This window comes from Streptomyces sp. NPDC059452, from assembly GCF_042750035.1.
GTDB lineage: Bacteria > Actinomycetota > Actinomycetes > Streptomycetales > Streptomycetaceae > Streptomyces.
In genome coordinates, this window is record NZ_JBHYVE010000003.1 from 123,430 (window position 1) to 145,270 (window position 21,841).

General features: G+C 68.1%; 21 protein-coding genes. 9 read left to right on the plus strand and 12 right to left on the minus strand.

Annotation, left to right across the window (positions count from 1 at the left end; genetic code table 11):
- Positions 1 to 112: 112 nt before the first annotated feature.
- From ACFW9Z_RS05900 to ACFW9Z_RS05915, 4 genes are all read right to left on the minus strand, one after another.
- The gene (locus ACFW9Z_RS05900; protein WP_384634964.1) at positions 113 to 1,492 is read right to left on the minus strand and encodes a serine hydrolase domain-containing protein; all 1,380 of its coding nucleotides are present in this window, start codon (positions 1,490 to 1,492) and stop codon (positions 113 to 115) included.
- Positions 1,493 to 1,601: 109 nt separating this feature from the next.
- The gene (argG, locus tag ACFW9Z_RS05905) at positions 1,602 to 3,050 is read right to left on the minus strand and encodes an argininosuccinate synthase (protein ID WP_384634967.1); all 1,449 of its coding nucleotides are present in this window, start codon (positions 3,048 to 3,050) and stop codon (positions 1,602 to 1,604) included.
- A 75-nt stretch (positions 3,051 to 3,125) separates the two neighbouring features.
- Positions 3,126 to 3,452 carry a hypothetical protein gene (locus ACFW9Z_RS05910; protein ID WP_384635756.1) on the minus strand — a complete coding sequence of 109 codons (327 nt, stop codon included), beginning with the start codon at positions 3,450 to 3,452 and terminating at the stop codon, positions 3,126 to 3,128.
- Positions 3,453 to 3,510: 58 nt separating this feature from the next.
- Positions 3,511 to 3,846 carry a hypothetical protein gene (locus ACFW9Z_RS05915; RefSeq protein WP_384635758.1) on the minus strand — a complete coding sequence of 112 codons (336 nt, stop codon included), beginning with the start codon at positions 3,844 to 3,846 and terminating at the stop codon, positions 3,511 to 3,513.
- 200 nt (positions 3,847 to 4,046) lie between these two features.
- Between ACFW9Z_RS05915 and ACFW9Z_RS05920 the strand changes: the two genes are divergently transcribed.
- The 3 genes from ACFW9Z_RS05920 to ACFW9Z_RS05930 all read left to right on the plus strand — a co-directional run bounded on the left by ACFW9Z_RS05920 (position 4,047) and on the right by ACFW9Z_RS05930 (position 6,395).
- Positions 4,047 to 5,273: a hypothetical protein gene (locus ACFW9Z_RS05920; protein WP_384634970.1), complete on the plus strand. Its 1,227-nt coding sequence runs from the start codon at positions 4,047 to 4,049 to the stop codon at positions 5,271 to 5,273.
- Positions 5,274 to 5,598: 325 nt separating this feature from the next.
- Positions 5,599 to 5,997: a hypothetical protein gene (locus tag ACFW9Z_RS05925; RefSeq protein WP_384634973.1), complete on the plus strand. Its 399-nt coding sequence runs from the start codon at positions 5,599 to 5,601 to the stop codon at positions 5,995 to 5,997.
- Entirely contained in the window at positions 5,994 to 6,395 is a 402-nt protein-coding gene (locus tag ACFW9Z_RS05930) for a hypothetical protein (RefSeq protein ID WP_384634976.1), read from the plus strand. The genes ACFW9Z_RS05925 and ACFW9Z_RS05930 overlap by 4 nt, the downstream gene beginning before the upstream one ends.
- Positions 6,396 to 6,407: 12 nt before the next feature.
- On the opposite strand, the gene ACFW9Z_RS05935 is transcribed toward ACFW9Z_RS05930, so the two are convergent.
- Both ACFW9Z_RS05935 and dnaB read right to left on the minus strand, forming a co-directional pair.
- Entirely contained in the window at positions 6,408 to 6,842 is a 435-nt protein-coding gene (locus ACFW9Z_RS05935) for a LysR family transcriptional regulator (protein ID WP_384634979.1), read from the minus strand.
- 9 nt (positions 6,843 to 6,851) lie between these two features.
- Complete coding sequence (gene dnaB / locus ACFW9Z_RS05940) at positions 6,852 to 8,330, minus strand: replicative DNA helicase (protein WP_384634982.1); 1,479 nt, start codon at positions 8,328 to 8,330, stop codon at positions 6,852 to 6,854.
- 458 nt (positions 8,331 to 8,788) lie between these two features.
- Between dnaB and ACFW9Z_RS05945 the strand changes: the two genes are divergently transcribed.
- Positions 8,789 to 10,126, plus strand: coding sequence for an MATE family efflux transporter (locus ACFW9Z_RS05945; RefSeq protein WP_384634985.1), 1,338 nt, complete (start codon positions 8,789 to 8,791; stop codon positions 10,124 to 10,126).
- 153 nt (positions 10,127 to 10,279) lie between these two features.
- Here ACFW9Z_RS05945 and rplI read toward each other — a convergent pair whose 3' ends face one another.
- From rplI to rpsF, 4 genes are all read right to left on the minus strand, one after another.
- On the minus strand, positions 10,280 to 10,726 hold the full coding sequence (rplI, locus tag ACFW9Z_RS05950) for a 50S ribosomal protein L9 (protein ID WP_030576021.1): 447 nt from the start codon (positions 10,724 to 10,726) through the stop codon (positions 10,280 to 10,282).
- Positions 10,727 to 10,744: 18 nt separating this feature from the next.
- Positions 10,745 to 10,981: a 30S ribosomal protein S18 gene (gene rpsR, locus ACFW9Z_RS05955; RefSeq protein ID WP_003967857.1), complete on the minus strand. Its 237-nt coding sequence runs from the start codon at positions 10,979 to 10,981 to the stop codon at positions 10,745 to 10,747.
- A gap of 45 nt (positions 10,982 to 11,026) precedes the next feature.
- Complete coding sequence (locus ACFW9Z_RS05960; RefSeq protein ID WP_384634989.1) at positions 11,027 to 11,644, minus strand: single-stranded DNA-binding protein; 618 nt, start codon at positions 11,642 to 11,644, stop codon at positions 11,027 to 11,029.
- Positions 11,645 to 11,719: 75 nt separating this feature from the next.
- Positions 11,720 to 12,010 carry a 30S ribosomal protein S6 gene (gene rpsF / locus ACFW9Z_RS05965; protein ID WP_015609864.1) on the minus strand — a complete coding sequence of 97 codons (291 nt, stop codon included), beginning with the start codon at positions 12,008 to 12,010 and terminating at the stop codon, positions 11,720 to 11,722.
- Positions 12,011 to 12,367: 357 nt separating this feature from the next.
- On the opposite strand from rpsF, the gene ACFW9Z_RS05970 reads away from it, so the two are divergent.
- From ACFW9Z_RS05970 to ACFW9Z_RS05980, 3 genes are all read left to right on the plus strand, one after another.
- Positions 12,368 to 12,709: a hypothetical protein gene (locus tag ACFW9Z_RS05970; RefSeq protein WP_384634992.1), complete on the plus strand. Its 342-nt coding sequence runs from the start codon at positions 12,368 to 12,370 to the stop codon at positions 12,707 to 12,709.
- A 162-nt stretch (positions 12,710 to 12,871) separates the two neighbouring features.
- Positions 12,872 to 13,990, plus strand: a complete 1,119-nt coding sequence (locus ACFW9Z_RS05975; protein ID WP_327219322.1) for a peptidoglycan bridge formation glycyltransferase FemA/FemB family protein — start codon at positions 12,872 to 12,874, stop codon at positions 13,988 to 13,990.
- Positions 13,991 to 14,067: 77 nt separating this feature from the next.
- Complete coding sequence (locus ACFW9Z_RS05980; RefSeq protein ID WP_384634995.1) at positions 14,068 to 15,099, plus strand: alanine racemase; 1,032 nt, start codon at positions 14,068 to 14,070, stop codon at positions 15,097 to 15,099.
- Positions 15,100 to 15,128: 29 nt separating this feature from the next.
- Here ACFW9Z_RS05980 and ACFW9Z_RS05985 read toward each other — a convergent pair whose 3' ends face one another.
- A complete protein-coding gene (locus ACFW9Z_RS05985) occupies positions 15,129 to 16,646 on the minus strand; it encodes a glycosyltransferase family 87 protein (protein WP_384634998.1) in 1,518 nt (505 codons plus the stop codon).
- 176 nt (positions 16,647 to 16,822) lie between these two features.
- Complete coding sequence (locus tag ACFW9Z_RS05990; protein WP_384635001.1) at positions 16,823 to 19,555, minus strand: transglycosylase domain-containing protein; 2,733 nt, start codon at positions 19,553 to 19,555, stop codon at positions 16,823 to 16,825.
- 399 nt (positions 19,556 to 19,954) lie between these two features.
- Here ACFW9Z_RS05990 and ACFW9Z_RS05995 point away from each other — a divergent pair, with 399 nt between their 5' ends.
- Both ACFW9Z_RS05995 and ACFW9Z_RS06000 read left to right on the plus strand, forming a co-directional pair.
- Positions 19,955 to 20,638, plus strand: a complete 684-nt coding sequence (locus ACFW9Z_RS05995) for a helix-turn-helix transcriptional regulator (RefSeq protein ID WP_384635004.1) — start codon at positions 19,955 to 19,957, stop codon at positions 20,636 to 20,638.
- A 59-nt stretch (positions 20,639 to 20,697) separates the two neighbouring features.
- A complete protein-coding gene (locus ACFW9Z_RS06000) occupies positions 20,698 to 21,780 on the plus strand; it encodes an inositol-3-phosphate synthase (RefSeq protein ID WP_384635007.1) in 1,083 nt (360 codons plus the stop codon).
- Positions 21,781 to 21,841: the final 61 nt, after the last annotated feature.

A 21,841-nucleotide genomic window follows, 5' to 3' on the forward strand; every position in this document is an offset into this window, starting at 1 on the left:
GCCCGCTTTGGGGTCTCACCCGTCTCTCCTCTCCCACCCGGGGGGGGTGGGGGGTGGTTTATCACTACACCCCCCCCCCCAACCCCGCCGTCGAAGCGTCAGGCGTCGGGCGTCAGACGCCGATCCCCCGCCAGCCGGCCGGGTCCACCCCGCCGGGAACATCCGCTCCCGTCTCATAGGGCTCCCGGGTGAAGGCGAACGAGCCGAGGTCGAGGTGGTCGACCGAGCCGTCGTCCCTGCGGACGACACGGAGGGTCTCCCCCGCGTAGTAGTCGTCCAGCCCCGTCCAGGTGCCGTCCGGCCGGGCCTCGAAGAACGCCCCACGGCCAGTGGAGCCCAGCGGCCTGAGCTCAAGGCCCCGTCCCCCGGTCAGCCGCAGCGTGAACGTGTGGGTCCCCCAGTGCCAGATCCCCGTCAGAGCCAGCAGCTCCTCGTCGGCCTCGGGCAGCGGGCGCCAGGGCTCCGGGATCCGCGGCTCCGCGTCCGCGACGATGCTCAGGAGCTCGGCGGCCACCGTGGCAGCGGGCAGCCCCGAGGTGGCGTTGGCGAGGGCAACCGCCGCGACATCGTCGTCCTGGCTGAACCACAGACCGGCGACGAATCCAGGCAGCGAACCCGCGTGCCCGAAGAGGGTGCGGGTCTCGGTCTTCACGATCTGGAGCCCGAGGCCGTATCCGCTGCCACCGCCCTCGACGGCGGGCGCGGCGGGCGTCCGCATCTCCCGTACGGACGCGGCCGACAGGACCCGGTCGTCGCCCTCGGCCAGGAAGGCGGCGAACCGCAACAGGTCGGCGGCGGTCGACCAGAGCTGACCGGCGGGTGCCATCAGCCCCAGGTCCTCGGCGGGCTCGCTCACCACCGCGTCGGCCCAGGGGTGAACGGCCCAGCCCTCCGCGTACGGTGCGACCGGCTCGTAGGTCGTACGGTCCATGCCCAGCGGCTCCAGGATCTCGCGGCGCAGCGCCTCCTCCCAGGAGACCCCACGTACCGCTTCGACCAGCGAACCGAGCAGGGTGTAGCCCGGGTTGGAGTAGTGGAAGCGATGGCCCGCCCGGTGCATCTGCGGGCGCTCGCCGAGCACATCGGCGAGCTCGGGCCGCAGAGTACCCGGGGTCCGCTCCCACCAGGGGGCGGGCGCCTCGGCACCCAGCCCGGCGCTGTGGCCGAGCAGCTGGAAGACGGTCGCCCCGCCCGCACCGGTGCCGGGAAGGTGCTTCTCCAGCTGGTCGTCCAGGTCGATCAGCCCCTCGTCCCGCAGCCGCAGGACCAGAACCGCGGTGAACGTCTTGGTGATCGAGCCGATCCGGTACTGCGTATCGGCGTCCGGGGCGCCACCCTCCATACCCGTACGGCCCCCGCTCCAGACGATCCGCCCCTCCCGCCGGACGGCAGCCGCGAGGGAGGGCGCGCGGCCCTCCCGCTGGGCGGTGGCAACACGGTGAAGCAGGGAACGCCGGGTGCTGGGGAGCAGTTCTTCACTGGGAGAGGTCATGGTCAACCCATACCTGACGGGGCGCCACCCCGGCGAGGGAATTACCGGGCGCGGGCCCTCTCCTTGAGGAGCCCGCCCCGGGCCCGGCGCTTCCGGCCCGGAGCACCGGTCAGTCGGTGCCGAACTCCATCGCGGCGTGGTCCAGCATCTCGTCGCCGCCGGAGACCTTGCCGCGTGAGGCGATGACCTCGGCGCCGCCCTGCGGCATCGCGCCGATCAGTCCGGTCGAGGCCGCCTGGGCGGCACCGATGAGCGCGGGATGGGTCGAGCCGACCATGCCGAGCCCGGCGTACTGCTCAAGCTTGGCACGCGAGTCGGCGATGTCGAGGTTGCGCATGGTGAGCTGACCGATCCGGTCCACCGGACCGAACGCGGAGTCCTCGGTGCGCTCCATCGACAGCTTGTCCGGGTGGTAGCTGAAGGCCGGGCCCGAGGTGTCCAGGATCGAGTAGTCCTCACCACGCCGCAGCCTCAGCGTCACCTCGCCGGTGACCGCCGTGCCGACCCAGCGCTGCAGCGACTCACGGATCATCAGCGCCTGCGGGTCGAGCCAGCGGCCCTCGTACATCAGCCGGCCGAGCCGCCGGCCCTCGTTGTAGTAGTTGTCCAGGGTGTCCTCGTTGTGGATCGCGTTGACCAACCGCTCGTACGCCGCGTGCAGCAGCGCCATCCCGGGGGCCTCGTAGATGCCACGGCTCTTCGCCTCGATCACCCGGTTCTCGATCTGGTCCGACATCCCCATGCCGTGCCGTCCACCGATCGCGTTCGCCTCCATCACCAGGGCGACCGCGGAGTCGAACTTCCTGCCGTCGATCGTCACCGGGCGGCCTTGGTCGAAGCCGATCGTCACGTTCTCGGCGGCGATCTCCACCTCGGGGTCCCAGAACCGCACGCCCATGATCGGGTCCACGGTCTCGATGCCGGTGTCGAGGTGCTCCAGGGTCTTGGCCTCGTGGGTGGCGCCCCAGATGTTGGCATCGGTGGAGTACGCCTTCTCGCTGCTGTCGCGGTAGGGCAGGTCGTGGGCGAGCAGCCACTCCGACATCTCCTTGCGGCCGCCCAGCTCGGAGACGAAGTCCGCGTCCAGCCAGGGCTTGTAGATCCGCAGGTGCGGGTTGGCGAGGAGGCCGTACCGGTAGAACCGCTCGATGTCGTTGCCCTTGAACGTCGACCCGTCGCCCCAGATCTGTACGTCGTCGTCCATCATCGCCCGGACCAGCAGGGTCCCGGTGACCGCACGGCCGAGCGGTGTGGTGTTGAAGTAGGCCCGCCCGCCCGAGCGGATGTGGAACGCACCGCAGGTGAGCGCGGCCAGCCCCTCCTCCACCAGAGCCGCACGGCAGTCGACCAACCGCGCCACCTCGGCCCCGTACGCCAGCGCGCGCCCGGGCACGGAAGCGATGTCGGGCTCGTCGTACTGGCCGATGTCGGCGGTGTAGGTGCACGGAACGGCGCCCTTGTCGCGCATCCACGCGACCGCGACCGAGGTGTCGAGTCCGCCGGAGAAGGCGATGCCGACGCGCTCGCCGGTGGGCAGGGAGGTGAGAACCTTAGACATGGGAAGAGTATGCATCTTCGCGCATGCCCATGCAAAGGCGGTGGCGAGGTCGGCTGCGGGGTCTCGCTTTCGGTGTCAGGTGCCGACGCTGTGACCTGGACGTCCCTGCCGGGATGCAATCTGGCGACGGGCACGACCCCAGACTTCCTCGAACTCCTCAGAGGTGAGTTGTTCGGGGTCGTGGCCTTCCCATTCCGAGACGGGCAGTTCGGCGGTGATCCCGAACCTGCTGTCGTACTCATCGAGGCGGCCTGCATCACAGGCCCGCTGCCACTCGGCGAGAGAGGCAGCTGCGATCGGGGTCAGCTCAGGCCCTTCGAGCTCGACCTGCCGGATCACCCAGCCTTCAGCGTCGATCTCGAAGTAGAACCAGGTGTCTCCCTCGTCCCAGTGGCAACGCATCCAGGTGGTCACCAGGCCATGATGACGGGCCAGGTGCACCGCGCTGCTCCGCTTCGCCTCATGACTGGGCGATGAATCCTGCGGATCGATCGAGCTGGAAAGGAGAACCGACCCGGGTGGGATCCCAGCCCTGATCCCGTGCCGCTCGAATGCCGGCAGCAACGTGTGCTGGGCGAATGGGCTCCGTCTCGACGCCCACCCAGTTGCTGGGATGGGCCTGGCCGCTGGTGACGATCAAGGTCGTGCCCGGCCGGCTGCCGCCGGCCGCTTCGACCGCGTAGGTCATCAGTGTCCAGCAGAGTCCCTGCATGTAGGAGGGCTTCCTGCGGATCCGCCAGCGGTACTCGATTCCGTCAACGATTACGCGCCGGGAACCCTTCTTGTTCAGCGCCATCTTCTCCTCCTCCGCTGTTGGACTGTGCTGTGTCGCCGCGTGCGCGAAGAGCAGGTTGCATGCGAACGTACCGAACGTCATCGCCGACAAGTACCTTCGGGACTACGGATGGGTTGATCAGCCCATAAGTTGGTGTCAGTGCCGAGCGACCCGGCGCATCGCACCCACCCCGGGTGCACTCACCGCGATCGGAGAGCACCGTGAAGAACAGCCCGTTGTGGCGAGTGGTTGACAACGAGAGTGGTAGCCAGTCCATCGTCAGCACACCCTCCGAGGCGGTCGCGTTCGTCAACAGCCGGTTCGACACCGATGACGACGAGCCGTTCAGCATCACCGAGGTCGGCCCTCTCCTCCCGAAGCCGCTCGAGGTCATCACCGCATGGGCCGCCGAGAAGGACGGCGAGCGAACCGACGGGCGTACTGCCCCGATCACCATCAGGCCGGTTGTGACGGACAACGCCGGCGAGTGCGATGACGTCGTGCTCTGGGGCGACGTGTACGTCTCCTGGGACCACGACATGTACACCGTCGAGGGGCCGGACGGCTCCGAGTACAGCGAGGCTTACAGCGCAACCGAGTTGAGTGCGGTCCTCGACGAGTACGCCGACGACTATGAGTACGCGCCTGAAGGGCCCGACAGCCACAGGTGGCCGAAACCGGAAGAGTTGATCACCTACGGCGCCCAGGAGTGTGCCAAGCGGTTCGGGCACCTCGACGACGACGCCCTGCTGTGGCTCGCTGCCACCCGCATCACGCTCGCCGTGTGGCGCAACACACCCGTCGAGAACTGGCATGCCGGGAAGAGTCCGCTGCACGACGGCACGATGATGCGGATCAACACGGCAACCACCCGACTCGTGCGCTCGATGCTGTCGTTCGACCATGTCGACTGGATCGGTCTCGGTCTCGCGATCGTCAACCCGTTCCGGGTTCTACCGACAGGGCAGTCCGTACTCGAGCTCGGGCTGGCCTGCCACAACCCTGACGACCCGGCGCACGAGGTTGATCCGCGAGAAGAACTCGCGGAGATGGCGCAGGTCGCGATCTCATGGGGGCGAAGGTACTGCCTTCACGAGAAGGAGTTCGGCCTGCGAACCCTGATCGAATCCTTCTGTGCTTCCGACAACGGCTGGTTCGGAGCACCGAGTTGGGGGCGCATCGTCGATCGGTTCCTTACGGCTGTCGACGACCGGGAGAATGCGCACTGGGGCATATACCAGGACAAGCCTTGGTTCACCAACCGGCCGGCCGACATTGCGGATACCACGGAATTTCGTCGGCTGCTCCTTGCCGGGCCCGACCTGCTTTCCGAGGAGGCCGCCGAATGGTGCGTGGATGGTGCCATCGGCTACGTCTGCCAGGACGACCACGCGAACGACTGCTGGCGGTGCGGTATCCCGCTGGCAACGGAATCCCCCAACGAGTGAATGTGTGCAGCAGCATAGAAAAGCAGCAATCCACTGACCGCACTCTCTCCCGCCTACTCGGCGGCCTCCCCTGCTTGGGGAGGCAGTCGCGGCTCCACTGACTGGAGATGTGCGGGTGCTTCTGACGGATCTGTGGCAGCAACGCTGGCCCGGCTGCCCACTGGTCGGCCACAAGCTCCGTGAGCCCTACAGGAGTGTCTGGGTCCGCTTCCACAGTCCGTCGGGTCTTTGACATCAGTATCACCGTCCTGCTGGTTTCTTGATAACCACGGCTTCCACGACACGGAGGTCGAGCAGGTCGCCGGACCTCCGGGATCATGACGCCATGCAACTCCGATACTTCAATCAGACCGGATGGACCGCCATCTTCAATGGCACTGAGACCGAGATCGGTCGCATGGTGCGCGTGGAGGGATGGGATCCTACAACCGGGACAGCCTTGGTGGTCGACCCGCAACGAGGGGCACTGCGCCAGGTCACGGACTACGTGGACTTCTCCCACTTGGAGCGGGCCGATCAGGTGGTCGCCGCGATACCCGGTGGGGGATGGCGGGCACACTGGACGGATGAAGGGCCGGGTGGATCACCTCTCACGGAGCAGGTGCTGGCCTGGTTGATCACTTCGCAGGGCCGGGCGACTGCCATCACAGTCGATGCTCAGGGGCATGTGGAGGACGCCGACAGCGCCGACGCCTTCATACCGCCGGGTGAGGAACTTCAGTGACGGCGTCGATGCCGCAACAGGCGGGCCCGGCGTCCGAGGGTCGGGCTTCTGATGCCGACTGGGAGGCTCCCTACTACCGGGTTCGGGCCGTCGGCTTCCAGGTGCTCTTCCTCGTGGAACCGGACGAGGCGATCGAAGAGGTCTGCAACGTCGATGCCGAGGTTCATTTTGCCGATGGGTCGCGCTGGAGTTCCACGATCTTCACTCTCGCCGAGGTGGATCGGCTCATGCGGAGCTGGGAGGCGAGCGGAGAGGCGATCTCCGGGCAGTGCTTCTTCTGCGCGGACGGGCTGATCGTGCGCAATCCCGGCGTCGGCAGCATGGTGCGCGTGATTGCCGGGCTCGTGGCCTCCGGCGAGTTGGACGGGGTGTTCCGACGCATTGCCGACCCGGAATGATCATGCCGTGTCTCAGGGCATCGTGTTGTCCTGCATCTTTCGAATGGCCTTGAGCACCTTCTTCCCCAGGGGAGTGAGCGTCATGGGCCTACCTCGTTCCGCCCGGACCAGGAGTGGTCCACCGAGTTCTCGTTCGATCCGGTTGATCTGTGTGACGAGGGTGAACGTGTTGAGGCCGAGGCCGCTCGCTGCGGCACCGAGGCTGGGGTAGGGAGATGCAGCCGCGAATCGGCTCAACCGTTCGCTGGCCCCCTGGCCGCCGAGTGTCGGCCGAAGGATGCTTGGTGCTCGGCTGGCCTGGTCGATTGCCCGAAGTGCCTGGCTGTGACTGGACCCTCCGCGTGGTCGCAGCGGAACGTTGTGGGTGCGAGTCTCATGATGGCTGCATAAATGCCATCCATATGCAGCGGGCGCTGAGATTATGAAGCTGGATTTGAGACCGTACACAGGCCGTCCTCACGTCTGCGCCATGTCCACGAAGCGGGAGTAGTGGCCCTGGAAGGCCACGGTGATGGTGGCCGTCGGGCCGTTACGGTGCTTGCCGACGATGATGTCGGCCTCGCCCGCGCGCGGGGACTCCTTCTCGTACGCGTCCTCGCGGTGGAGCAGGATGACCATGTCGGCGTCCTGCTCGATGGAGCCGGACTCACGCAGGTCGGAGACCATCGGCTTCTTGTCCGTGCGCTGCTCGGGACCACGGTTCAGCTGCGAGAGCGCGATCACCGGGACCTCCAGCTCCTTGGCCAGCAGCTTCAGGTTTCGGGACATGTCCGAGACCTCCTGCTGGCGGCTCTCGGAACGCTTGGCCCCACCGGCCTGCATCAGCTGCAGATAGTCGATGATCACGAGCTTGATGTCGTTGCGCTGCTTGAGCCGGCGGCACTTCGCGCGGATCTCCATCATCGACAGGTTGGGGGAGTCGTCGATGTAGAGCGGGGCGGCCGAGACCTCGGGCATCCGGCGTGCGAGCCGCGTCCAGTCCTCGTCCGTCATCGTGCCGGAGCGCATGTGGTGCAGGGCCACCCGCGCCTCGGCCGAGAGCAGACGCATCGCGATCTCGTTGCGCCCCATTTCGAGGGAGAAGATGACGCTGGGAAGGTTGTTCTTGATCGACGCGGCGCGCGCGAAGTCCAGGGCCAGCGTGGACTTGCCCATGGCGGGGCGGGCCGCGATGACGATCATCTGGCCGGGGTGCATGCCGTTCGTCAGGGCGTCGAGGTCCGTGAAGCCCGTCGGGACGCCGGTCATCTCGCCGCTGCGCGAGCCGATGGCCTCGATCTCGTCGAGCGCGCCCTCCATGATGTCGCCGAGGGGGAGGTAGTCCTCGCTGGTGCGCTGCTCGGTGACCGCGTAGATCTCGGCCTGCGCGGAGTTGACGATCTCGTCGACGTCGCCGTCGGCCGCGTATCCCATCTGCGTGATCTTCGTGCCGGCCTCGACGAGCCGCCGGAGCACCGCCCGCTCGTGGACGATCTCCGCGTAGTACGAGGCGTTGGCCGCGGTGGGCACGGACTGCACCAGCGTGTGCAGGTAGGGCGCCCCGCCGACCTTGGTGATCTCACCGCGCTTGACCAGCTCGGCGGCGACCGTGATCGGGTCGGCCGGCTCGCCCTTGGCGTAGAGGTCGAGGATCGCCGTGTAGACGGTCTCGTGCGCCGGGCGGTAGAAGTCGTGGCCCTTGATGATCTCCACGACGTCGGCAATGGCGTCCTTGGACAGCAGCATGCCGCCGAGGACGGACTGCTCGGCGTCCAGGTCCTGGGGAGGCACCCGCTCGAAGGCCGGGGAGCCGACGTCCCAGCCCTCGTCCGCGCCCCGGTCGTGCCGGTCCTCGCGGCCCCCCTTGCGGTCCCCGCGACGCTGGCGGGAGGCAGGCAGACGGTCGCCGGGACCGGCCTCGGTCCAGGGGTCGTCCAAAGGCTCGGGAATGCTCACCGGGCCACCTCCTCCCGTCCGCTTCGCGGACCTAGCCGTGCCACTCTTTCTTACGGCACGGCGCTGACAAACAAGTCGCCCGACTCCGCTTCCGGCGCGTCTGGTTCTGCTGATTCCGGTGCCGGAACGGAGTGCGGGCGCCGGACCACGGTAGGCCTGTCTCCACCGTCAGCCAATCTGGTTATCCACAGGGCATGTGGATGACGGACCAGATGCTGTGGAGAACTCCTCCGATCCTGTGCACGGAGCGGGGGACAGCACTGTGGACAAACTCATAGCAGGACCACCATCACCGATCTGACCTGCATGTTCTCCGTCCACCGACTGTGGGGGAGAAAAACTTTCACCCTCATTTCAAGATCACCGCGAACAACGCCCGGATGAACGCCCCACGGGAGCGCACGTAAGGGACAGTAGGCCATTGCATCTCTTACCTGTGGAAGATTAGATTGACCCCCATGACCCCGGCTCCCACCACCCCCCGAACAGGCCGTCGACGGCACGACCGCGAGATCGTCGCCCTCGCCGTACCCGCGTTCGGCGCCCTGGTCGCCGAGCCCCTGTTCGTGATGGTCGACAGCGCCGTCGTCGGCCACCTGGGCACTCCTCAACTGGCCGGGCTCGGGATCGCGGCGGCCCTGCTGATGACCGCCGTGAGCATCTTCGTCTTCCTCGCCTACGCGACCACGGCAGCCGTCGCCCGCCGCGTCGGCGCGGGCGATCTGCCCGCCGCCATCCGCCAAGGCATGGACGGCATCTGGCTCGCCCTGCTGCTCGGCGCCGTCGTCGTCGCGCTTGCCATCCCCTCGGCCCCCTGGCTCGTCGACGTCTTCGGTGCGTCCGACACCGCGGCCCCGTACGCCATCACGTATCTGCGGATCTCCAGCTTCGGCATCCCGGCGATGCTCGTCGTCCTCGCGGCCACCGGTGTGCTGCGCGGCCTCCAGGACACCCGGACCCCGCTCTACGTCGCCATCGGCGGTTTCACGGCGAACGGCATCCTCAATGTGGGCCTCGTCTACGGGGCCGGGCTCGGCATCGCCGGTTCCGCCTGGGGCACCGTGATCGCCCAGGTGGGCATGGCCGTCGCCTATCTGATCGTGGTCGTCCGAGGAGCCCGTAAGCACGGCGCCTCCCTGCGCCCCGACGCGGCCGGGATCAGGGCCAGCGCCCGGGCGGGCGTCCCCCTCCTGGTCCGGACACTGTCGCTCCGGGCCGTTCTCATGATCGCCACCGCGGTGGCCGCCCGGCTCGGTGACATCGACATCGCCGCGCACCAGATCATCCTCTCCCTCTGGAGCCTGACCGCTTTCGCCCTCGACGCCATCGCCATCGCGGGCCAGGCGATCATCGGCCGCTATCTGGGCGCGAACGACGAGAAGGGGGCGCGCGAGGCCTGTCGGCGCATGGTCGAATGGGGCATCGGCAGCGGCATCGCGCTCGGGGTTCTGATCATGCTCGCCCGACCTCTCTTCATCCCGCTCTTCACCAGCGACCCGGCCGTGAAGGACACCCTGTTCCCCGCGCTCCTGGTCGTCGCGGTCTCCCAGCCGATCGCCGGAGTGGTCTTCGTCCTGGACGGCGTACTCATGGGAGCGGGCGATGGCCGCTATCTCGCCTGGGCGATGCTGGTGACCCTCGCTGTCTTCGCCCCCGTAGCCCTGCTCGTCCCCGCCCTCGGCGGCGGTCTCACCGCGCTCTGGTGGGCGATGACCCTGATGATGGCCGTCCGGCTGATCACACTCTGGGTCCGTACCCGGTCGGGCCGGTGGATCGTGACCGGGGCGACCCGCTGACAACCAGGCCCCTGGACTGTTTCACGTGAACTGGACCGTTTCACGTGAAACGGTGGCCGCTGTTTCACGTGAAACATGCCCACCCCCGCGCACAGCGAAGGGCCGCACCCCCATCGGGGTGCGGCCCTTCACCGACTCTGCTGAGCTCTGCCCTTAGGCAGCAACGACCTCAACGCCGAGCTTCGCTGCGACCTCGGGGTGCAGACGGACGGACACCTGGTGCCCGCCGAGCGTCTTGATCGGCGAACCGAGCTCGACGCGACGCTTGTCGACGTCGGGACCACCGGCGGCCTTGATCGCCGAAGCGATGTCGGCCGGGGTGACCGAGCCGAAGAGACGGCCGGCGTCGCCGGAGCGAACGGCCAGACGGACCTTCACGCCCTCAAGCTTGGCCTTGATCTCGTTGGCCTGCTCGATCGTCGCGATCTCGTGGATCTTGCGGGCGCGGCGGATCTGCGCCACGTCCTTCTCGCCGCCCTTGGTCCAGCGGATGGCGAAGCCACGCGGAACCAGGTAGTTGCGGGCGTACCCGTCCTTGACGTCAACGACGTCGCCGGCGGCACCGAGGCCGGAGACCTCGTGGGTGAGGATGATCTTCATGCTGTTGTCACCCTTCCCTTATCGCGCGGTGGACGTGTAGGGCAGCAGCGCCATCTCACGGCTGTTCTTGACTGCCGTGGCGACGTCACGCTGGTGCTGCGTGCAGTTGCCGGTGACGCGGCGGGCACGGATCTTGCCGCGGTCGGAAATGAACTTCCGCAGCATGTTCGTGTCCTTGTAGTCCACGTACTGGGTCTTGTCCTTGCAGAACGCGCAGACCTTCTTCTTAGGCTTGCGCACAGGCGGCTTCGCCATGGTGTTTCTCCTGTGTGATCAAGAAGTAGGGGTACGAGCCCGGCCCTAGAAGGGGGGCTCGTCCGAGTAGCCGCCGCCGGAACCACCGGAGCCGCCGGAACCACCGGGGCTTCCGCCCCAGCCGCTCCCGCCACCCTGCTGGCCCCCGCCCTGCTGGCCGCCTGCCGGCGCGCCGGTCGCCCACGGGTCGTCGGCGGGAGCACCGCCGCCACCCTGCTGGCCACCGCCACCGGGACCGCCGCCCCAGTTGCCGCCGCCCTGCTGGCCACCGCCGCCGTATCCGCCCTGACCGCCGCGACCGGTGGTCTTGGTGACCTTGGCCGTGGCGTTCTTGAGGCTGGGGCCGACTTCCTCGACGTCCAGCTCGTAGACCGTGCGCTTGACGCCCTCACGGTCCTCGTAGGACCGCTGCTTCAGTCGGCCCTGCACGACGACGCGCATGCCTCGCTGGAGCGACTCCGCGACGTTCTCCGCCGCCTGACGCCAGACCGAGCAGGTGAGGAACAGGCCTTCGCCGTCCTTCCACTCATTGGTCTGCCGGTCGAAGATGCGGGGAGTGGACGCGACACGGAACTTCGCGACCGCCGCACCGGACGGGGTGAAGCGCAGCTCGGGGTCGTCGACGAGATTGCCGACGACCGTGATGACGGTCTCGCCTGCCATTGGGTGAACCTCTCGGCGGGGATTGCTTCTGGCTGCTTGCTGCTACTCGGACCCGAAAACCGCTGAGCTAGATGCTCAGTGGATCTCGGGACGGAGGACCTTGGTCCGGAGGACCGACTCGTTCAGGTTCATCTGGCGGTCGAGCTCCTTGACGACCGCAGGCTCGGCCTGCAGGTCGATGACCGAGTAGATGCCCTCGGGCTTCTTCTTGATCTCGTAAGCGAGCCGACGACGGCCCCAGGTGTCGACCTTCTCCACCTTTCCGTTGCCCTCACGGACAACGGAGAGGAAGTTCTCGATCAGCGGGGAGACTGCTCGCTCCTCGAGATCGGGGTCGAGGATGACCATCACCTCGTAGTGACGCATGTGGAACCCACCTCCTTTGGACTCAGCGGCCACGGTCGTTCCGTGGCAGGAGGGTCGTGATGCGTTGAGCAACGGTGTCCCCGAGGAGAACACCCGGCACTGACAATCCGCTCCCGGAATGTTCCTGAGGGAGGGGTTCGCCGTGCTGGCCTGGGCAGACACCGGTGCAGACCGTACAGACTACCCGCAGACCGGCTTCCGATCGAAATCCCGAGCTCAGCGGGCACATCCGGGCGGCCCGCCGACCACCGCGCGCCGTATCCCGGAGGGCAGATCCGGGACCCCGGGGGCACAATCGAGACAGATGCGGTGTGAGAGGCGCTACATTCCACCGCCCGTCCGGCCAGGAGGTACTCCATGGCACAGACCATTCGTCCCGCCGGCTCCCGGTCCACGACCGGCCGCCCCGCCACCGGTTCGCTCTTCGCGACGGACGGCAGGCCGCACCCCGTCCAGGACGTCCTGATGGTGGTGACCGGGGTGCTCGGCGTCCTCGCCTTCGTCACGGCGATGTTCCACCATCTGCACCTGATCAGCTCATGGGCGGGGCTGGCCGGGATTCTGACCGGCCTCTACGGCCAGTACATCTCGAAGACCACCTGGGAGAGGTTCGGCCTGATCATGGGGCTCGGCGCCTCCGCGATCGGCTTCTACCTCGGTATGGCGCACGGCGGCCTCTTCGGCGGCGTCATCACCTGACCGGCGCACCGTCCGGCGCGGCCGCCCGTGCGGTCGCGCCGGACCGCCGGTCACGATCCGGTCCTACGGGGCCAGGCCGGGTGCCCCTCGGTCACAGTAGGCTTCGGCGCGAGAGCCGGAGCCCCTGACCGATGGGGACACACCTGCCGAGGAGCCCCCCGCATGAGCCTGACCCTGAGGACCATCAGCCGAGAGCAGCACCTGGCGTACATCCAGAGCCTGCCCTCGGCCAGTCACTGCCAGGTCCCGGCGTGGGCTGATGTGAAGACCGAGTGGCGCTCGGAGAACCTGGGCTGGTTCGACAGAGACGGCCAGATCGTCGGCGCGGGCCTCGTCCTGTACCGCCAGCTCCCCAAGATCAAGCGCTACCTGGCCTATCTGCCCGAGGGCCCGGTCATCAACTGGTACGCGCCCAACCTGGACGACTGGCTCCAGCCGATGCTCGCCCACCTCAAGCAGCAGGGCGCCTTCTCCGTGAAGATGGGCCCGCCGGTGGTCATCCGGCGCTGGGACTCGGCAGCCATCAAGTCCGGCATCCAGGACCCGGACGTGAAGCGCCTGCGCGACGTCGAGGCCACCCACATCGAGCCGCGCGCCTTCGAGGTGGCGGACCGGCTGCGGAAGATGGGCTGGCAGCAGGGCGAGGACGGCGGCGCCGGATTCGGGGACGTACAGCCCCGTTACGTCTTCCAGGTGCCGCTGGCCAACCGCTCCCTGGAGGACGTGCTCAAGGGCTTCAACCAGCTGTGGCGCCGCAACATCAAGAAGGCCGACAAGGCCGGTGTCGAGGTCGTCCAGGGCGGCTACGAGGACCTGGCCGAGTGGCAGCGGCTCTACGAGATCACCGCCGTCCGCGACCACTTCCGGCCGCGCCCGCTCTCGTACTTCCAGCGCATGTGGACGGTCCTCAACTCCGAGGACCCCAACCGGATGCGGCTCTACTTCGCCCGGCACAACGGTGTGAACCTCTCCGCCGCCACGATGCTCGTCGTCGGCGGGCACGTCTGGTACTCCTACGGCGCCTCCGACAACATCGGGCGCGAGGTCCGGCCGTCGAACGCCATGCAGTGGCGGATGCTGCGCGACAGCTACGCGATGGGCGCCACCGTCTACGACCTGCGCGGCATCAGCGACTCGCTGGACGAGAACGACCACCTCTTCGGCCTGATCCAGTTCAAGGTCGGCACGGGCGGCGAGGCCGTCGAGTACGTCGGCGAGTGGGACTTCCCGCTCAACAAGCTGCTCCACAAGGCGCTCGACATCTACATGTCGCGCCGCTGACCCGCTTCAATACCCCTCACGGCACACGCCGTTCGTTCCTGATTCACCGCAGCCACCAGAAAGGTTCCGGGCCGGCCATGGCGCTCTCCCTCTACGTCGACACCGCGCGCTGGCGGGCGCACCAGAAGTCCGTGCTGGACCAGTTCCCCGGGCTCGTACCGGTCTGCAAGGGCAATGGTTACGGCTTCGGCCACGAGCGGCTCGCCGACGAGACGATCCGCTTCGGCTCCGACACCCTCGCCGTCGGCACCACCTACGAGGCCGCCAAGATCAAGGACTGGTTCAGCGGCGACCTGCTCGTCCTGACCCCGTTCCGGCGGGGCGAGGAGCCCGTACCGCTGCCGGACCGCGTCATCCGGTCCGTCTCCTCCGTCGACGGGGTGCACGCCCTCGTCGGCGCCCGGGTCGTCATCGAGTGCATGAGCTCGATGAAGCGCCACGGGGTCAAGGAGGAGGAGCTCGGGCTGCTGCACGCGGCGATCGAGGACGTACGGCTCGAAGGCTTCGCGCTGCACCTGCCGCTGGACCGCACCGACGGCTCGGACGCCGTCGAGGAGGTCATAGGGTGGATGGACCGGCTGCGCGCCGCCCGGCTGCCGCTGCACACCATGTTCGTCAGCCATCTGCGCGCCGAGGAGCTGGCCCGGCTCCAGCAGCAGTTCCCGCAGACCCGCTTCCGCGCCCGGATCGGAACCCGGCTCTGGCTCGGCGACCACGAGGCCACCGAGTACCGGGGGGCCGTCCTGGACGTCACCCCCGTCGCCAAGGGCGACCGGTTCGGCTACCGCCAGCAGAAGACCGCGTCCGACGGCTGGCTGGTCGTCGTCGCGGGCGGTACGTCCCACGGGGTCGGCCTGGAGGCGCCCAAGGCGCTGCACGGGGTGATGCCGCGGGCCAAGGGCGTCGCGCGCGCGGGGCTGGCCACGGTCAACCGCAATCTGTCGCCGTTCGTCTGGGCGGGCAAGCAGCGGTGGTTCGCCGAGCCGCCGCACATGCAGGTGTCGATCCTGTTCGTGCCCTCGGACGCACAGGAGCCGCGGGTCGGTGACGAGCTGGTCGCCCATCTGCGCCACACGACCACGCAGCCCGACCGGCTCGTCGACCGCTGAGCCGCCCCGCCCGAAGAGCCGCCCCCGGGTCAGCCGTCCCGGGTGTGCGCCGCTCCCTGCTCCACCGGAGGTCCCGTGACCGTCCGGGCCACGTGCCCGGACGGACGGTCCGGACGGGCCCCGGGCGCCGGAACGAACGCGTCCGGCGCCCCGTCGAGCACCCCGCCCGACGGGTCGTCCGACCCGTCCCGGCGCACCGGGTCCCTCTCCGGCCGCAGGATGTCCCGCACGACCACGACGCACAGGTAGAGCGTGCCCAGCAGATGCAGGGCGATCGCGAGCTGGTACCCCTCCTGCGGCAGCCCCTGGTTCTTGTCGCCGCCGCTCGTGTGGGCGAGGTAGAACCAGATCCCCAGGAAGTACATGACCTCGCAGGCCTGCCAGATGAGGAAGTCGCGCCAGCGCGGCCGGGCCAGCACGGCCAGCGGGATCAGCCAGAGCACGTACTGCGGTGAGTAGACCTTGTTCGTCAGGATGAACGCGGCCACCACCAGGAACGCAAGCTGGGCGAAGCGCGGCCGGCGCGCGGCGGTGAGCGCCAGACCCGCGATACCCGCGCAGAACACGACCATCAGGACCACGGAGGCGGTGTTCACCGTCTCGACGTCGATGGGTTTGCCGGTGCGCTGGGTGATGATCAGCCAGAACGAGCCGAAGTCGATGGGCCGCTCCTGGCTGAAGGTGTAGAACTTCCGCCACCCCTCGGGGGCGTAGAGCATCACCGGCAGGTTCACCGCCAGCCAGGCCGCCCCCGCGCCGAGCAGAGCCGTGCCGTACTCCCGCCACCTGCCCGCCCGCCAGCAGAGCACCAGGAGCGGGCCGAGCAGCAGGACGGGGTAGAGCTTGGCGGCCGTCGCGAGACCGATGAGGATGCCGAACGCGAGCACCCGGCCCCTCGACCACATGAGCATCGCCGCGGCCGTCAGCGCGACGGCCAGCAGGTCCCAGTTGATCGTGGCAGTGAGGGCGAACGCGGGGGCCAGCGCGACCAGCAGACCGTCCCAGGGGCGCCGCCGGTGCGTGCGTACGGTGCACACGGCGATGACCACCGCGCAGATCATCAGCATGCCCGCGTTGACCATCCAGTACATCTGCTCGCGCTGCTGGATGGGGTCGCTGTCCGGCGTCAGGGTCAGCCAGGCGGCCACCTGCATGAACACCCCGGTCAGCACGGGGTACTCCAGGTACTGCATGTCGTTGCTCAGCCGGTCGAAGTACGGCACGAGGCCGTCGGCGAAGCCGCGTCCCAGGAAGAGGTGCGGGATGTCGGAGTAGCAGGCGTGCGTGTACTGGGAGGTGGCCCCGCGGAACCAGGCCCACTCGTAGCAGGGGATCTTCTGCACCATGCCGAGCGCGAACATCCCGATCATCACCAGCGCGACGACCCGTACGGGCGTCAGCGGCCCGTCGCCGAGCCGCGCCCAGCGCCCCACCCGCCCGCCGAACAGCTCACTGCCGGCCGCCGCGACCTCGTCCTGATCGGTGGGCCGCACGACGGGCCGCTCCTGCTGCTGCACGCTCGTGTCCTCTGCACTGGGGCTTGGCATGCCGCACATCCTGCCGTACGGGGCTGTGGCCCGGGCATGGACCGCCCCGGGACACGGTAGGGGAAGCGGAGGAACACGTACGGGGTACGGGGGCCCGGAACGCGGCGAGGGCCGCCGCACCCCGGTCGGTGCGGCGGCCCTCGTCCTGCGTGCGTCCAGAGCCCGTCAGGGCCCGGCTATCCGCCGGTCCACCAACCGCCGTTGCCTCCGTTGGCGCCGTTCGCGGCGTTGGCCCCTTCCGCCGCGCCTTCCGCGGCACCTGCGTTGGCGGCTCCGCCGTCGGCTCCGGCGTTCTCACCGCCTTCCGCAGCGCCACCGTTGGCGGCCCCTCCGTCGGCTCCCGCGTTGGCACCGCCGTCGGCTCCACCGTTCGCTCCGCCGCTGCTGGGGTTGTTGCACTCCCAGTCCCAACGGCCGCAGGTCGGGCTCGGCGTGGGCGACGGGGTGGTGGGCGTCGGGGACGGCGTCGGCTCCTCCGGCTCCTCCTCTTCCTCCTCCTCGGCGGAGGGCGTCGGGGAGGGCGTCGGGCTGGGCGTCGGGCTCGGGCTGGCCGCGCCACCGCCCCAGACCGTCTCGCCGATGGGCTGCGGCTCCGGGAACGAGAGGACCTTCTCGCCCTTCATCGCCGCGGTCATGTAGTCGTGCCAGATGGTCGCCGGGAAGGAGTTGCCGTGGATCTTCTTCTCGCCACCCGTGCCGAACATCTTCTCGAACGTGCGGTTGGTGTTGGTCTCGTCGTCGTCCAGCCGGAACATGCTGATCGCCGTCGAGAGCTGCGGGGTGTAGCCGACGAACCAGGCCGACTTGTTGCCGTCCGTGGTACCCGTCTTCCCCGCCGCTTCACGCCCCTCAAGCTGAGCGGGCTTGCCGGTCCCCTTCTCCACCACGTTCTTCAGCACGTCCGTGACGTTGTCCGCGATGAGCGGGCTGAAGGCTCGCTTGGACTTCTTCTTGTGCTGGAAGACGACTTCGCCCTCCCGCTTCACCTCGGTGACCGAGAACGTGTCGTGCTGCTGGCCGCTCGTGGCGAAGGTGGCGTAGGCGCCCGCCATCCGGATGGTGCTGGGCGAGGACGTACCGATGGAGAACGACGGAACGGTGGAGTTCGCCATCATCTTGTCGTCCCTCAGACCGGCGGCGACGGCGGCGTCCTTCACCTTGTCCGTCCCGACGTCCATACCGAGCTGCACGAAGGGGGAGTTGGCCGACGTCTCCATGGCGTAGCGGAGGTCGATGTCTCCGTAGTCCCGGTCGCCGTCGTTGACCTGGAGCCACTCCCCGCCGTTCTCGTCCTTCCAGACCTCGCCGTTGTAGTCGTTGATCCGCAGCTTGTTGTCACCGTTGTAGATGCTCTCGGGCGAGACCGGGGTGCGCTCCGACTCGCCCTGTTCCCTGCCCCGCTCGGGGTCGCGTACGCCGTAGTCCATGGCCGCGGCGAGGACGAAGGGCTTCCACGTCGAGCCGACCTGGGCGCCGGTGGCGTCGGCGTTGTTGGTGAAGTGCTTCGTGGCGTCCTGCCCGCCGTAGGTGGCGACGATGGCACCCGTCCTCGCGTCCACCGAGGCCCCGCCGAACTCGACGTGGGTGTCCGTCTCGGGACGCTCCTCGGGCCGGATCTTGGCGTCGTAGACCTTCTGCACGGCCTTGCTGAGCTGCTCCACCTTCTTCTTCTGGAAGGTGGTGTGGATCTCGAAGCCGCCCATCTCCAGGTCCTGGGCGGTGATGTTCTGGGTGTTGTTGGCGAGGAAGTACTTCTTGGAGAGGTCCACCAGGTAGCCGATCTGGCCGCCCAGCTTCGCGTCCTTCTTCGGCGGGTTGGGCATGGGGAACTCGGTGTACTTGGCCCGGTCCGCCTGCGTCATCGTGCCGTCCTTGACCTGCTCGTCAAGGATCCAGTTCCAGCGCTTCTTGGCGCGCTTGGTGTTCTCCTCCGCGGTCGCGCTCTTGTCGATGTCGGTGGCACCGGCCGGGTCGTAGTAGGTCGCGCCCTTGAGCAGCGTCGCCAGGAAGGCGCACTCGCTCGCGTCCAGTTCCTTGGCGTCCTTGTCGTAGTACGTACGGGCCGCGGCCTGGAGACCGGAGGCACCGCGTCCGTAGTACGAGACGTTCAGGTAGCCGGCCATGACTTCGGTCTTCTTCACCTCGCTCGCCACCTTGAGCGTGATGAAGACTTCCTTGAACTTCCGGGACAGCGTCTGGTCCTGGGTGAGGTGCATGTTCTTCACGTACTGCTGCGTGATGGTCGAACCGCCCTGGGTCTGACCGCCCGTGGCCATGTTGAACGCGGCGCGGCCGATGCCCTTGGGGTCGATGCCCCGGTCCGTCCAGAAGCTCTTGTTCTCGGCCGCCACCACGGCGTTGCGCATCTCCTCGGGGATGTGCTCGTAGCTGATCTCCTGGCGGTTGACCGCGCCTCCGGTCGCCACCATCTGCGTGCCGTCGGCCCAGTAGTAGACGTTGTTCTGCGCCTTGGCCGCCTTCAGGGGGTCCGGCTTCTCGACGAAGGCGTACGCGGCAGCCGCCACGCCCATCAGCATCGCCAGGAACCCCACGCAGAGGCCCGAGACCAGCTTCCAGGAGGGGACCCAGCGGCGGAACCCGTGCTTGCCGTGACGCGGATAGTCGATCAAGCGCTTCTTGCCCGGAGGCGCCGCCTCGCCCCGGCCGTGCGGCCCGTCGGCGCCCGCGCCCCGGCGCCGGCCGCCCCGCTGGGCAGCGCGGCGGGCCTCGGCGCGGCTGCCGTACGGGCGCTCCTCGCCATGCGCCTCGGACGGCGATTCGGAAGGTGACACGGAGGTTGCCCTGCGTGACGGGGCTGCTCGGCGTCCTGTCGGCTGCTGGGCGGCTCGTCTGGCCGCGGCCCGCCCGCCACCTTGCGGCTGGGACGATTTGCGACGGTGCTCGCTCATGGAACGACTACTCCTCGGGCAGGCGAGAGCGCCTGGAAGCGGCAGTTGAGGTCCGGTCCCCCCGAATTACGGACCAGCCCTGCGGAAGGCTCATCCGCAGTACATCCGGCAGTCCGCGATAACTGACGCACAACGGCGCCTCACGGTTCCCGGTGGTCTGCATGCCGCACAGACTACGCACGGTCAAAACCCTCCTAGGGCCGAACTTCACCCCAAACAACGCAAGTCGCTTCCTACGAATTGACGATGTGACGCCGTTCACGAAGGTCACCCTTGTCGAACCCGCCGAACCGATCTATCGTGCTGATGTATCGAGTCGATACATCAGTGCGGCATAAGTACGTCAGTGGGTCCGGCGGACGGTCCCCGCGGAACCAGCGGCAGAAGGAGGAGGCGCCCGTGAGCCGACGCTCCGGAATCCTCGAGTTCGCCGTCCTCGGTCTGCTCCGCGAGTCTCCGATGCACGGCTACGAGCTGCGTAAACGCCTCAACACCTCGCTGGGGATCTTCCGTGCGTTCAGCTACGGGACCCTCTATCCGTGCCTCAAGACGCTGGTGGCCAGCGGCTGGTTGATCGAGGAGCCCGCCGGTGAACCGGCGGACACCGCTCCCGCCTCCTCCCTCACGGGACGCCGCGCCAAGATCGTCTACCGGCTGACGGCGGAAGGTAAGGAGCACTTCGAGGAGCTGCTCTCGCACACCGGTCCGGACGCCTGGGAGGACGAGCACTTCGCGGCACGCTTCGCCTTCTTCGGGCAGACCGAGCGCGAGGTGCGGATGCGGGTGCTCGAAGGCCGGCGCAGCAGGCTGGAGGAGCGTCTGGAGAAGATGCGCGCCTCCCTCGCCCGCACACGTGAACGACTCGACGACTACACACTTGAGCTGCAGCGGCACGGCATGGAGTCCGTGGAGCGCGAAGTGCGCTGGCTGAACGAGCTCATTGAGAGCGAGCGGTCGGGACGGGACCGGAGACGATCCTCGCCCGAGGGCTCTGCTCAGCAGGACACATCTGGAGAGACGGGCGGCCTGCCCCGGCACCGGGATGACACCCAGCCGGATCCGTCCGACGACACCGCCAAGTGAAGTCACCGCACTCCGCGGGCACTTCATCGGAAACACCGATTACACAGGGAGCAACCGGAATGGGTTCGGTTCGCGTAGCCATCGTAGGCGTGGGCAACTGCGCCGCCTCGCTGGTGCAGGGCGTCGAGTACTACAAGGACGCAGATCCGGCCGGCAAGGTGCCCGGCCTGATGCACGTCCAGTTCGGCGATTACCACGTCAGCGACGTCGAGTTCGTCGCCGCCTTCGACGTCGACGCGAAGAAGGTCGGCCTCGACCTCGCGGACGCCATCGGCGCCAGCGAGAACAACACCATCAAGATCGCGGACGTGCCGAACACGGGCGTCACCGTCCAGCGCGGCCACACCCACGACGGTCTGGGCAAGTACTACCGCGAGACGATCGAGGAGTCCGCGGACGCCCCGGTCGACGTCGTCCAGGTGCTCAAGGACAAGCAGGTCGACGTTCTCGTCTGCTACCTGCCCGTCGGTTCCGAGGTCGCCGCGAAGTTCTACGCGCAGTGCGCCATCGACGCCAAGGTCGCGTTCGTCAACGCCCTCCCGGTCTTCATCGCCGGTACCAAGGAGTGGGCGGACAAGTTCACCGAGGCCGGTGTCCCGATCGTCGGCGACGACATCAAGTCCCAGGTGGGCGCCACCATCACGCACCGCGTGATGGCGAAGCTCTTCGAGGACCGGGGCGTCATCCTGGACCGCACGATGCAGCTGAACGTCGGCGGCAACATGGACTTCAAGAACATGCTCGAGCGTGAGCGCCTGGAGTCCAAGAAGATCTCGAAGACGCAGGCCGTCACCTCGCAGATCCGTGACCGCGAGCTCGGTGCGGACAACGTCCACATCGGCCCGTCGGACTACGTGGCCTGGCTGGACGACCGCAAGTGGGCGTACGTGCGCCTTGAGGGCCGTGCCTTCGGTGACGTTCCGCTGAACCTGGAGTACAAGCTCGAGGTGTGGGACTCCCCGAACTCGGCCGGTGTCATCATCGACGCCGTCCGTGCGGCGAAGATCGCCAAGGACCGAGGCATCGGCGGTCCGATCCTCTCCGCGAGCAGCTACTTCATGAAGTCGCCGCCCGTGCAGTACTTCGACGACGAGGCCCGCGCGAACGTCGAGCGGTTCATCAACGGCGACACCGAGAGCTGAGCCGACCGCCTCACCGGAGCGCTGAGCGGCGACGCTCACCTCTTCCTGCCGCATGTCGGGG